Origin of the sequence: Aporhodopirellula rubra, from assembly GCF_014192335.1 — a bacterium.
Lineage (GTDB): Bacteria > Planctomycetota > Planctomycetia > Pirellulales > Pirellulaceae > Rhodopirellula > Rhodopirellula rubra.
The window spans coordinates 1-13,592 of the sequence record NZ_JACHXU010000003.1 but is presented as its reverse complement, the minus strand read 5'-3'; the positions used below and the strand labels follow the sequence as shown (position 1 = coordinate 13,592).

Here is a 13,592-nt window from a genome sequence, read left to right as displayed (position 1 = left end):
GGCCGTTGGCCCTCTCGCGTTTCGGAGCACCGCGTGACGCACGGCACTCCTCCAAAGCACATCGGCCCAAACGTAGTGCACGCTGCCAGCGTGCATTCCACCTCTCCGTATCGCACGCTGCCAGCGTGCATCCCCTTTAGCCGTAGTGCATGCTGCCAGCATGCATCTGCATCACTCGCTCTCATCGAGGCAAACGCACCGAAAATCAGCGTGGCACCCCGCCGACGTACAACGCTGCACCGCGAAGCAGTACTCCATCGAGACAGCCAATGGCAGGGCTATAGTGACAACCCTGACGAGGCATTGGTTTAATTGTCGCTACAGGCTGGCAGCCTGTGTTACGTTCGGGAGATGTTGGGGTGGCGTGTGAAAACGCGGTTTTGAGCGTCTGATGCGATTGAGCGTAGTTAGGTGTGTGCATGAAAAAAGCCCGACCGGGGGATCCGATCGGGCTTTTCGTTCGGTTGCTAACCAGAGAGGCGAGTCAAACTCAGGACTCTTCGCCACCGGTTGGGAACAGAGGTCCGGCACTTCCGAGGCCACCCTTGAGGTTGCCATCGTCGAGAGTTGCTGGGACGCCCGATTCGGCAGCTTCCGCTGCGGCGGCCGACTTCTCTTGCTCTTCGCTCCAGTCGACACGTTTGAGCGACAGGCCGATCTTGCGTTCATCGGTATCGACGCGAAGCACTTTGACTTCGATCTCGTCACCGACTTTGACGACTTCTTCAGGATCATCGACCTTGTGCTCGGCCAACTCGCTGACGTGAAGCAGACCTTCGAGGCCATCTTCGAGGCCGATGAAGACACCGAAGTTGGTGATCTTGGTGACTTCACCTTTGACCAATTGGCCGGGTTGGTACTTGTCTGGAATGTCGCCATCCCATGGGTCGTTATCGAGTTGCTTCAGCCCCAGAGCGATACGACGGCGTTGCTCGTCGACGCTGAGGATACGGCACTCGAGTTCTTGGCCCTTCTCGAGCACTTCGCTCGGGTGAGCGATTTTGCGGGTCCATGACATGTCGCTGACGTGCAGCAATCCGTCGATGCCCTCTTCGAGTTCGATGAACGCACCGTAGTTGGTGAGGTTCCGCACCTTGCCGGTAACGTCCTTGCCTTCTGGGTACTTCTCGAGGACTTCGTCCCATGGGTTCTTCAGCGTTTGCTTCATACCCAGTGAGAGTTGTTGGCCTTCGGGGTCGACGCCGAGGATCATGACCTCGATCTTGTCGCCAATGTTGACCAATTCGCTCGGGTGATTGACGCGTTTGGTCCAGCTCATTTCGCTGATGTGGACCAGACCTTCGATACCCGGTTCGAGTTTGACGAACGCACCGTAGCTCATCACGTTGACGACTTCGCCAGGGTGACGTGATTCGACAGGGTACTTCGACTCGATGTTTTCCCATGGGTTGCGGTCCTTTTGCTTCAGACCGAGAGCAATCTTTTGCTTTTCGCGGTCGATGTGCAGAACCTTGACTTCGATTTCTTGATCGATCGAAACCATTTCCGTCGGGTGACCGATGCGTTCCCATGCCATGTCGGTGATGTGGAGCAAACCGTCGATGCCGCCGAGGTCGACGAAGGCACCGAAGTCGGCGATGTTCTTGACGATACCGGTGCGGATTTGACCGATTTCGAGTTCCTGCATCAGGTAGGTGCGATCTTCTTCGCGTTGTCGTTCGATCAGGCTACGACGGCTGATAACGATGTTGCGACGGGTGTCGTCGATCTTGAGCACTTCGGCTTGAACGACACGGCCGATGAAGTCGCCGATGTCGCCAGGACGACGGATATCGACTTGGCTGCCCGGCAAGAAGACGTTGACGCCGATGTCGACGAGCAAACCGCCCTTGATTTTGCGAATCACGGTACCGGTGACCACTTGGCCCTCGGCAACCGTTTCCATCATTTCTTCCCACTCGATGATCTTCTCGGCTTTTCGCTTGCTCAGCGAGATCATGCCGTAAGGATCGTCAGCGGCACCGAGTTCGTCCTCCATCTCTTCGATGAGAACTTTGACCGTGTCGCCGACCTTCGGGGTGTCTTCGTCTGGTCCCCATTCATCAAGACCGACGGTGCCTTCGCTCTTAAAGCCGACGTCGATGAGTGCCCATTCGTCATTGATTTCGACGATTCGGCCTTCGACGATGTTTCCTGAGTTGTAGTCTTGCTGCTCCGCAGCAAAATTCTCGATCATCCATTCTTCGACTTCGTCCTCCGGAGCCATGAGGGCCAAATCTGCGAGGATGTCGTCGTCTTCGAGTGAGCGGATGAGGTTGCGGTTGACCATGAATCATTACCAGGGATGAACAAAAACAGGCGAGCACCGGCCGCTGGGCTCGCGGGAGTTCATCCCGAGGGGGTTAAAGGAGATTGTTGGAACGGGCCGGATTGACGGCATGGAAGCCTAGCCAAGTAGGCTACCAAACAAGCAAAATCGTCACAACGGCGTTGTGGAGGAAAGTCGGCGTAGATTCCTGCATCCGGGATTCCGACATCCGGGCGAGAGATTCCTGGAGTTGCGCTATGGACATCGCCCTTCCAGCTTTCTTAAAAGCGAAAGGCTAAACACCAACGGGTTCGGTCTGGCATGGACGCTCTCGCGTTCTCCCTCGCCACGCCACGCCCGACACATCCTCAAAATCGCACCCGTTTTGAAAGACAAGACCATGAATTTCAACTTTTTTGACTGGCTCCGTGACGGCGTCCGGCAGTCCGTCCTGCTCGGCGTCAGCGACGCGGTCGAGCAAATCGGCACCCCCGACAGCGCCTCGGAAATCAACCCGGAAGTCGCCGCGTTGCTCGGCGATCCCGCCGGACGCTCGGGAACGACCACCAAACGCAAACGGGTCGCCCGCAAGGGAACCACACAAAAGCGTCTCGGTAAGTCGCTCCAGGAACTGAACCCACCGGCGTAACTCGGCCGCACAACTAGTTTTGGGGGTTCGGTTGGTAACCAATGCCATCACCCCACTGGGCTACGCAAGTCCATTGGGCAACGAACCGACCCCCGCGCGAACTCATGCTGAGTTCCGCGTCTCGACCCAAAAGCCGTGACGAACCACTGGCGGCCTGTCACGGCAGCGAAGATTGGATTGCCCCTGACAGGGTCAGCGTATTGGGCGAGGCCACAAGTCTTTCTTGAATGAAACGGGGCAAGATTCGCGTCCCCGTCCATTCCCCGGAACCGTTTGAATTCCCAAACCGCCTAAAATGCCGTCGCTCGCTGCCTCGGGCTAGCCACGCCGACGCGATGGAACGCTTGAGCTTCCTCGAAGCTTGAGCGTCATCATCGGGCACAGAGTCATCGGGCACAGGGTCATCGGGCACAGGGCGATTCCGACGCTCAGGACGGAAGGGATCTAATGAAAATCCAAAATTTTTTCAAACCGACTCCCCCCTCCTCGCGACGGGTGTCGGCACTGTGCGCAATCGGAGACCGACCGACAGCCATCATTTTCGTCCTGGGCTCTCGAATCAATCTCCTGCCTCACCGCTGTACGCTTGGTCATTCAGGTTTCGAGGTGGATCACACACCCGAACCAACGAACTCGGGTCAATGAAAAGCCACTGGCTCTTCGCCCGCTCCCAAGCCTGAAATCGGGTACTCGCGAATCGAGACGGCGAGGGCACTGATTCTCATTATGCGCTGCTGAGCGCCGCCCCCCTTCAGCGAGCCCGGTGACGCACCCCAAACAACCGAGATGGATGTACAGCAGTCGCGACAAAGGCACCAAACCCTGTGTATTAGCCGCGTTGCATAGCGACTTCCCAATTGCTAATACTGCATCACCGGTCGCTGGCGTTTTGATGCCAAAATACGCGATAGTGTCGCCTTCTGTTTCAATCCCGACGAAACGGCTGGCCTAATGCCTCAGGCGTCTAGGCTAGACAGAGAATCACTGTCCGTTTTGGGCGGGGACTTGGAGCCTAAGCAATTGGTGTTCCCTTCTGTCCTAAGGGGGATAAATAGGGCAATCCGGTAGTATTTTGCGTATGTTATCCAACCCGCAGTGGCGTCCAATGGGTGAATCACTTACTCTAACGACGTTCGGCCACCGCAAATGCATGCAAGGGTGAGTATGATGGGTGAGAGCGATGCCACCTCCGTGGCCTCATCTTGCAACATACTCACAGCAAGCGAGCGTTCAGACGGATGTCTAGCGTGGAAACGTCGGCCGCCACGTCGGTCATTTACCGGTCTGTGAGACTAGCATCACCCATGGGGAAGAACCCTGTGGCAAACTTCGTCGATCGCGAAGGGTAAAAATGAAAATAAGACTACGAGTTCAATCTGGCAGCCTTCAGGGCAAGGAAATCGAAATAGGCCAAGAGAAATTCGTCATTGGTCGAAGCGATTCCTGCCAACTCCGCCCCAAGAGTGAGTCCGTCAGTCGTAAACACTGCATCATCGCCGTTCAAAACGGCCGCGTTTTGGTGCAAGATCTTAAGAGCCGCAACGGAACCTTCGTCAACGAAAAACGCCTGCCGCCGGACAAAGCCAAGGTTCTCAAAGACGGCGACATCCTGCGAATCGGCAAACTCAGCTTTGCATTGGTGATCGAACACGGCCTGCAGGCGGCCAAGAAGCCCGAAGTGAAGAGCGTTGCCGAAGCCGCTGCCCGGACGCATTCGGAAGGTTCTTCGGACAGCCGATTTGAAGAAGTCGACGTCAGTTCATGGCTCGATGAAGCCGACGCGATTGACCGCGTTCGCAAAATGAACGATCCCGAAACGCGGCAATTGACGCTGAACGAGTTACAATCAGCAAGTGGCACCGACAGCGATGAACTCTCCGTCAGTGAAGTGACGCCGGGGAGTAAGGACGGTGGCAAAAATGATATCGACGCGACCCAAGATACCGGCATTGATGACGAATCAGAGAAGTCCAAGAAATTCGTCCCGCCGAAAAAACAGAAACCCGGCAAACTGCCCGAGGGGCTGAAAAAGGTGATGCAGGAAAGCTCGCGGGATGCTGCCGATGACGCGCTGAAGCGTTTCTTCAGCGGACGCTGATCTCCCTCGACTCTCTTCCACGGCTATTCATCCGATGAGCCCGCACACGCAATCTTTCGCGGTCCTTTCCAACGCCGCTTTGGTCGACCGTTGCCGGCATCAAGACGAAGCGGCGTTCACTGAAATCTTCAAACGCCACCGGCAAATGGTTTACCACGTTTGCCTGAGGTATCTCGGCCACCATCACGATGCCGAAGACGTCACGCAGGAAACGTTCCGCCGTGCCGCGTTGGCGATGCCTCGCGTTGATTCGCGGCGTCCCCTCGAACCTTGGTTGGTGACAATCGCGGCCAACCGCTGTCGCACTTTTTTGTCCCGCCGCAAGAACGATCGCTCCGTCGACCGCCTCGACGACGGCCTGGCCGATACGAAGGTCCAATCCGACATCGCAAAATGTGTGTCGCTCGACGAACAAATCAACCGCGCATTGGGATGTCTGCCGGACAATCAACGTCGAGCGTTCGAACTCGTCCACCGGAAAGAAATGTCCTACCCGGAAGCCGCCTCAGTCATGGGTCGATCCACGGGAACGATTAAGACATGGGTCCGCCGGGCCAAGATGTCAATGCAGAGCATCCTCGCCGGAGAATCGACGGCGACGCCATCATCCGATCGAGCCTCAACCGCAAAAACCACCGCGACCTGGGTCGCATCGGTCTTCGTCCTGGCGTGTCTCTGGTCCGGATATCGCGGCCCATTCGGCGAGGAGTCGACGGCATCCGATCGATCTGTGGCACCCGCGTTGGTCCCTGAAACCGGAAACTCGCGATCGTCTGTCGCTTCGACTGACATTCCGGCTTCGAAACCGAATTCACCATCGGTTGCACCGAACCCATCCTTGGCCGCATCGGGTTCACCAACCTTTGCACCGGAGTACAACTTCGACGCCATCGACTGGCAATTCGTCTCACTAGACTCGTTCTCCAATGTTCGATTCGCCGCCGATGACATCAACGCGTTACCGGTTGCCCAGTGGGTCGATGAAACAACCCCAACGATCAACCATCTGCGTTCGGGAATCGAACCTCTCGGCAAGACACTCCAACGCGTTGCCTACCTCTTCCGATGCGATCTCGCGGTATCCGAAACGACGCCTGCCGCGATGACCTCCCCGACCCCTTCGCATCGTATGGACGGAGTCGACTCAAGCGGCAACTGCCTGCCGGACACCTTCCCCGAAGACGGCCCTGCGGGGCAACCGATACTCGGTTCGGTGTCATGATGTTGCGGCCGCTGTCCTCAACGCTCGCTCATCTAATACGATCCATCTTGTCGAATCACCCAACGGTGATCGTGTTGGCGGGATTGCTGATCGGAGTGATCGGATCCGTCGATTCGGTCCACGCCGAACAACTAATCACGCTGCGCAACGGGTTGACTCTTCGTGGCGTTTACATTGAACGTTCCACTTTGGATGAAAACTCGTTTTCCGTTGGCGCCGATGGTGGAATCCAAACGCCGAAAATCTGGGCCGTCGACGACGGACTCCGGCGCACGTACATCCATCGACGCGGGATGGTCAACAATGAGCCCGTCGACATTCCCGACCTCGGCCTTCACATCGAGTTCCCACAACCGGTCAGCGAGGGTGGTGATGAGGTCGGCTCGATCGGACGAATCCTCGGCGTCTCGTCACTGAATGAATATGGGCGGCGTCAATTGACCGTCCGTGGTACCGACGGAAGCCCGACGATCTTGCACCAAGGGTTAACCGAACTGACGTCACGTTACGCCAGACTCGAAGGCCTGAAAGCGGAAAAATCGATTCGGCTGGACATGCGAGTGGCCACCGAATCGATCGACACACCGTCGCTGCTGCGGATTTTCAAAAAGCGGATGGATCAGACCGATCCGAACGAGCGACTCGAAGCCGTTCGTTTCTTCATGGAAGCAGAACGTTTTGGCGACGCCCACCGTGAACTGCAGGTCATCCTCAAACAGTTCCCCGAACAAGAAGAACTGCGTCCCCAACTGACCGCGTTGGTCGAACGACAGGCGATGCAGTTGATCGAACAGGCGCAGTTGCGGCGGGAATCGGGGCAACCCGAATTGGCCGAAGCGATCCTCAAACAGTTCCCGCTCGGCCGCGTCGGACGGGTCACCCGGTTGCGTGTTCAAGACGAGTTGACGGAGATCACGAAACTGCGAACGCAGCGGGATGAAACCGTTGCTCAACTACGCAAACTCGTGTCGGGATTGCCGCAGGCCGACCAAGCCGCGTTAACGCCCATCGTTGACGAGATCGACGAACACCTTTCAGCCAACACTCTCAACCGGTTAAGCGATTTCATTCGGTTGGGCAAGATTGAAACAACGCCTGCCCGCCAACGCGTGGCGCTGGCGATCGCCGGATGGATCCTGGGCAGCGGTTCGGGAGAACAGAACTTGATGCTGACCACGTCGCTGATCGAAGTGCGTGATCTCGTGCAACAATTCCTTGCACATCCCGACGAAGCGGCACGGGCCCGAATTCTCGACCAACTCAAACGACTCGAGGCGACCCGTGCCGACTACATCGCGAAATTGCTGCCGCTGATCCCACCGGCGATGGCGAGTGCTCAAGCGGTAACGATTCACCGGAGCGAGGACGCCGCAACCGACGACCGTCCATTCATCCTACCGATTAATGCGGTCCCTGATGAACACGTTCAAGGGATGTACCACGTCGGACCGAACCAGGATGATTTCTACGCCGCCGCGGCAGCAGCCCCTTTCGCGATCCCTGATGCCGCGTACGTGGTTCAGTTGCCGCCGGAGTATGACCCGCTGCGAGAGTATCCCTGCATCGTCGCGTTGCATGCCGCGGGTGCATCGGCGGAAACGCAGTTAAATTGGTGGTCGGGGGTGGCCTCGAAACAATTCTTGGCTCCCGAAGAATCCAACGCCTCTGCCGACGGAGACGCCGAGACGACGCAGCCTTCGGTGCCCGATCATGTACGGCTCGGTCGCGCCGCTCAAAACGGCTTCATCGTCGTGGCACCGCGTTGGACACGCGGCGGGCAGCAAAGCTACGAATACACCATGCGAGAACACGATGCCGTGTTACGCAGCCTCCGCAGTGCGATGCGAAGATTCTCGATTGATTCCGATCGCGTCTTCATTGGCGGTCACGGTGCCGGCGGCGGCGCGGCGTGGGACATCGCGTTGTCCCATCCGGATATCTGGTCAGGAATGATCGCGATCGGTGCGGAGCCGCAAAAGACATTGCATCATTACAATGCCAATGCGGTCTACATGCCCGTTTACATTGTCATGGGCGACAAAGACGGGCGACCGCTCAAACGCAACGGCGCCATCTATGACGACTACATGACGTACCAACACGATGCCATGGTCGTGATGTATCGCGGACGCGGCAAAGAGTTCTTCTACGAAGAGAGCGAACGCATTTTCGAGTGGATGAAGACCGCCGAACACCGTCGCCCGAGATTCCCTGAATCAATCGAAGTGAAGTCGATGCGCGAAGGCGATCGTTTTTTCTGGTGGCTTGAATGGCAAGATTCGTTACCAGCAACCGTCATCGATCCGATCCTGTGGGACGAAGCAGAACGAATCGTAGCCGCTCAGGTCTCTTCCACGATCGGAGCCAACAACGAGATTCGGATTTCCCAGGCGCCTAGCAACGCGTTCACGGTTTGGCTGTCGCCAGACATGCCGCTCGACTTCGGCGATCAAATCACTGTTCGCTATCGCAACCGTCGCAGTAACTTCCAATTTGGCGGCGAGATCGACACGTTGCTGGAAGATGCACGAACGCGAGCGGATCGAAAACGACCGTTCTGGGGCAAGGTCTCGATCCCTTGATCAATTCGAACTGCTGAGCATTCCGCCTTCGGTCGAGATGAGATCGGTGCGCAAGCGGCGATACAAAATCGCGGGCTATACGAACGCGTGGGCTTTATGCATGCGTGGCCCGCAAAGAACCGGTGCGTCTTAGATCAGCCATCTGCTGTTTTTGCCACTTCGACTCGCAGCGTCTGACAGAGGTCCTCAATCGCTCCGCCGGCAGCGTAATCAAACTCGACGTTCAGTGTCGTGCCGGCGTCGCAGTCGAACTGCTTTTCGAGCGGCAACACGAGGCATTGGTTGGCCCACGTGATCGCGTGTTGAGCGGGTTCGTCGATAGCCAAAACGTTCTGCGTCACTAACCGGATCGCGTTGAGATGCCCACCGGCACGCAGTTGCATCGGCATCGAAACGGCAAACCGATTGGGAATGCGCTCGGCATAGGCGAGGTTCGAGTAGGGATGCAAATCGGATAATTCGATTGTGCGTGTTTGGTTGGCAGCGGGCTGTTGAAACATCGGCACGGGGGCATGGTACCCGGCGAAGTCAAACGATTGTTCGACCAGTTGCACCATCAAGATCGAAACTTCGGGCACGAACAGCGGCAATGGCATAGGCCCGTGCGTCCGTTCACGCATCGCGTGCAGGTAGTTCCGTTTGAATGCGGCAATCACTTCGGATTGTTTTTCACGGAGCAATCCGACGTGCAACATTTCACACACGACAACATCAACCGGCTCACTGGGAACGTACTCAGCCGCGTCAGCCTGGACGACGGTAACTTGGCTGGACAAACCATTCGCGTCGAGAAATCGTCGCGAGGTTTCAACCAATTCTGGATTACGTTCGACACACGTGACACGAGCACCTCGCCGAGCGGCAAACGATGAAAGAATGCCTGTCCCGCTACCGAGTTCGACAACGTGCATCCCCGCACGAACGGTCAGATTGATGGCATCGCGAAAGGCACCGACGCGATCTTCATCCTGCAGCATGTTGTAGTGATAGAGCAGCGGAATGTATTGGCCGAGGACGTGTTCCTCGTTCGGCGAATCCGATGCGGAATCATTGTGGTTGGATGAATGCGAACGGCGGGCTGCGTCTTTGGTAATGGTGCTCATTCGGCCAACCCTACGGAATCCGTCGTGGCGTTTTCAATATCGGATTTTGAGCAATCGACTGTCTTTTGATCGCGGAACCTGCCCGTGTCGGCTCGCTCCTCTCGTAAAACAGCACTCGGGAAACCCCGCGTTCTCGCATGCCTCCTCCCAAGTCAACGGTGCGGGGCCTGCCCGTTTTCCAGAAGTGACCAGTCAGCCGATCGGCACGGAAACTGCCAGTCGTTACAATTCGATGACTGTCCGCGCGTTCTCGCACGGCTACTCTTTCGCGACCATTCCGACTGCACCGATGAACTCTCCCCCCAACGAAACGAATTCTCGCGTCGACGATCGTGCGAAACAGGCCGCTCAACACCAGGCGGCGATGGAGGAGGTCCGCGGACAGTATGAGGAACTCGCCGAATTGGCCGGCTCGTTGGCCCACGAAATCAAAAATCCGCTTTCGATCATTCACATGAATATCGAGCTATTGAGCGAAGATTTGGTCGAAATCGACACACCAGGCAGCCGCAGGTGCCTGCCTCGCGTGGACATGGTGCGCGCCCAATGTGAGCGAATGGAAGCGTTGTTGCGAGATTTCCTGCGTTACGCGCGGCTGCGGCATATCGATTTGATTCCCGGCAGTCTGAACGATCAAGTTCGGCAGGTTCTTAACGCGTACCAGGCTCAAGCCGATTCGCAGAAGGTGGACCTGCAGCGGTACCTCGATCCGGACCTGCCCTCGATCCGCTTGCACAGCGATTCGCTGCAGTCGGCGTTAATGAACCTGGTCAAAAATGCGCTCGAGGCGATGCCCGACGGTGGGCAATTGTGGGCTCGCACGTACAGCAACCGCGGGGGCGTGGGTTTGGACCTGATCGACACCGGGGGCGGACTGGACGACAACACTGTTTTGCACATGTTTGAGCCGTTTTACAGCACAAAAGACGGCGGTTCGGGTTTGGGGCTGCCGACGGCCCGGAAGATTATCGAAGCCCACGGTGGTCGGATTAGCGTTCAGAGCGAGATCAACCGCGGCACCAAATTCTCGCTGCAATTCCCCGTGCCACCTCGGCTGCAATGAATGTCCCAGGAGCGATCTCACCGCCGCCCCGGTGAGACGTCCGGCGGCCTCCTGTTTAAAAGCACGCTGAAATCCGCTCGAAAACTCGCAAAAAACGGCCAGTAAAATGCCCGAAAACGCGACGAGACGTCTCTGCTCTCGACACGGCTGTATGCTGAGACGATCGAGGTTGGAACGTCTGAGGACTGAGGTACTGCCCGATCGTGCTTTCACGCTACACTACTGCCCACGTGGCTGCGTCGGCCGGATTTTGACCGATCGCAGTGACGAGGTAAGCCCGCCGAACTCCTCCCAAGTTCGCGTTGGCTGCCGGTGACCTTTTTCGCCCCTTTGCTTGAACTGACATGCCTGAAACCGCCGCATCCGCGACCGAAAAAGATTCAGAACCCTCGCCCCAGGAAGCTTGGGATGAGATGCCGCTCTTGCAACAACGGGCCGCGGTCTTTCGGGTTCAAGGTGGCCGCGAGACCGCCGAAGCCTTCGTCGTCGCCTTCGTGCTGGCACTCCTGTTCCGTGCATTCATCGCCGAAGCCTTTGTGATCCCGACCGGATCGATGGCACCGGCGCTGATGGGTGCACACAAGGACATTTTCTGTGACGAATGCGGACAACAATTCCCGATCGGTGCGAGCCTGGAATACCGCGAACCGTCGACCGAGAACGTGGTTGTCGGCGGGATCTGCCCGAACTGCCGACACGTCAATTCGCTCGACCTCAAGAACAACCCTGACGACGCGACTTTCAGCGGTGATCGGATTTTGGTGAGCAAGTTCGCTTACGCGATCGGCGATCCTGACCGATGGGATGTGATCGTGTTCAAAGTGCCTGTTAACCCGAAACAGAACTACATCAAACGGCTCGTCGGTTTGCCCAACGAAACGCTGAGCATCATGCACGGTGACGTCTACGCGCTCCCCGGTGCCAACATCGACAGCGATAACCAGCCGTTGACGGGCGATCGCCCCACGGACCTTGGCGAGATCCTGCGTAAACCGCCTGAGAAGCTGCTGGCGATGAAGCACCTCGTCTACGACAGTGCCCACCAAGCGGCGGCGTTGATCGAGGCCGACTATCCGGCGCGGCTTCAACCATGGCGGCCGGGAGCGACAATCCCGCCGGACGACTCGTGGAACGTGTCGCGGTCCGCCGATGGATTGGTTGCGAAGGTCGACGCGGGCGAACAACCCGAGTGGCTGAGATACTACCACCGCTGGCCGACACAGGAACAGTGGGAGAAAGCCGAAGCCGGCCTATCACTGGCCAACGTCGACCCTTATCGCAGCCGACTGATCACGGATTTCTATGCCTATGACGCGTACCTGTTCGTTGATTCCGATCGAGTCTACGACTTGAAACCATCGCCGATGCGGACCTCACGATTGCAACGGATGATGGGCCAAAGCCGCGCCGGCGGCGTCTTCAAACCGGGCTATCAATCGGGCGGCGACCTCAGCCAATTTCGCAACCACCTACAGTATGGCGGGACGGGCTATGCCGGCGACGGTGTGCACTGGGTCGGCGACCTGATCGTCGAAACAGACGTAGAAACCGCATCGGGGACGAAATCGCTCACGATGGAAATCGTCGAAGCCGGTGTGCATTACAACTGCACGATCGATCTGGCTACCGGTGAGGCTCGGTTGTCGATTGAAGATGGCCAAGCGAGATTTTTTGATCCCTTTGACGAGAAGATCTCAAACCTCAACCCCGTCGCGACGACGTCGGTGACCGCGGGCACTCGCCACAAGATTCGGTTTAGCAATTGCGACGACGAACTGCTGTTGTGGGTCGATGGAGACGTGGTCTCTTTCAACGCCCCAACCACGTTCACGTCATCGAGTTTCCTGAATCCTCAGTCCGCTCGCCCGATGTATGACGGCAAGGGCAATCCACTCGACGCGTCACCAGTCGGAATCGCGGTGCAGGGCGGTGCAGCCACCGTACACCAGCTCGCGATCGATCGAGACAAGTACTACATCGCCACGAAAGACGGCAATTCACGGATGCTCGATTACGAGATGCCCGGATTGGCCGAATTCGCCGGTTCGGTCGTTCGCGTGGAGGAAATCCAAGCGGTGATGGGCGAACCCGAGATCTGGGATCAATTCCCCGGTTGGGCGAGCCGACGAGTGGTCTCGTTTCCGATCGGCGAAGATCAGTTTTTCCCGATGGGCGACAACAGCCCCGAGAGCCTCGACGCCCGATGCTGGGCCGGTACCAAAGAACGATTCGGACGCCAGCGTAGCGTCGACCCGGATGCCTATCTGTTCGCCGACGCGTCGTATGTCCCGCGTGATTTGCTCGTCGGCAAAGCGTTGGCGATCTTTTGGCCGCACCCGTGGCGATCTCCCATCCCGTTTACGCCTAATTTCCAACGAATGCGGCTGATTCGATAGCCGGACTTGGTTGGCATTCGTGGGCAACGGATCATCCTTTCCGATCTGCATTCGGCCCCGATAAGCGGTCAGATCCGACTGAGAGATCCAGGCTCACGTTTGGCGCGCCCTGATTGGGTGCATGACAGGGTTTGTTAGGTTTCTTTGATTTTGGTGTTGCGACGTCGATGGCGGAAGCCGTCGTTTCTTTGGCCTCGGCGATGCCAGAAG

The 13,592-nt window shown here is 57.5% G+C and carries 8 protein-coding genes; 6 read left to right on the top strand and 2 right to left on the bottom strand.

All coding sequences use genetic code 11. The features are described 5' to 3' along the window. Positions 1-490 precede the first annotated feature (490 nt). Positions 491-2,290, bottom strand: a complete 1,800-nt coding sequence (locus FHS27_RS04800) for a 30S ribosomal protein S1 (protein WP_009097532.1) — start codon at positions 2,288-2,290, stop codon at positions 491-493. Positions 2,291-2,669: 379 nt separating this feature from the next. Between FHS27_RS04800 and FHS27_RS04795 the strand changes: the two genes are divergently transcribed. The 4 genes from FHS27_RS04795 (at position 2,670) to FHS27_RS04780 (ending at position 8,820) form a co-directional block, all read left to right on the top strand. After that, the gene (locus FHS27_RS04795) at positions 2,670-2,918 is read left to right on the top strand and encodes a hypothetical protein (protein ID WP_184302473.1); all 249 of its coding nucleotides are present in this window, start codon (positions 2,670-2,672) and stop codon (positions 2,916-2,918) included. Between the two features lie 1,351 nt (positions 2,919-4,269). After that, complete coding sequence (locus FHS27_RS04790; protein ID WP_184302470.1) at positions 4,270-5,016, top strand: FHA domain-containing protein; 747 nt, start codon at positions 4,270-4,272, stop codon at positions 5,014-5,016. Between the two features lie 34 nt (positions 5,017-5,050). Further along, positions 5,051-6,238, top strand: coding sequence for an RNA polymerase sigma factor (locus FHS27_RS04785; protein ID WP_184302467.1), 1,188 nt, complete (start codon positions 5,051-5,053; stop codon positions 6,236-6,238). 47 nt (positions 6,239-6,285) lie between these two features. Further along, complete coding sequence (locus FHS27_RS04780; protein WP_246419108.1) at positions 6,286-8,820, top strand: dienelactone hydrolase family protein; 2,535 nt, start codon at positions 6,286-6,288, stop codon at positions 8,818-8,820. A 134-nt stretch (positions 8,821-8,954) separates the two neighbouring features. Here FHS27_RS04780 and FHS27_RS04775 read toward each other — a convergent pair whose 3' ends face one another. Further along, positions 8,955-9,923 (bottom strand): methyltransferase domain-containing protein, encoded by a 969-nt coding sequence (locus tag FHS27_RS04775; protein ID WP_184302462.1) that lies wholly within the window; start codon positions 9,921-9,923, stop codon positions 8,955-8,957. Positions 9,924-10,212: 289 nt separating this feature from the next. Here FHS27_RS04775 and FHS27_RS04770 point away from each other — a divergent pair, with 289 nt between their 5' ends. Both FHS27_RS04770 and lepB read left to right on the top strand, forming a co-directional pair. After that, positions 10,213-10,986: a sensor histidine kinase gene (locus FHS27_RS04770; RefSeq protein ID WP_246419107.1), complete on the top strand. Its 774-nt coding sequence runs from the start codon at positions 10,213-10,215 to the stop codon at positions 10,984-10,986. 344 nt (positions 10,987-11,330) lie between these two features. Beyond that, positions 11,331-13,382 carry a signal peptidase I gene (gene lepB, locus FHS27_RS04765; RefSeq protein ID WP_184302459.1) on the top strand — a complete coding sequence of 684 codons (2,052 nt, stop codon included), beginning with the start codon at positions 11,331-11,333 and terminating at the stop codon, positions 13,380-13,382. Positions 13,383-13,592: the final 210 nt, after the last annotated feature.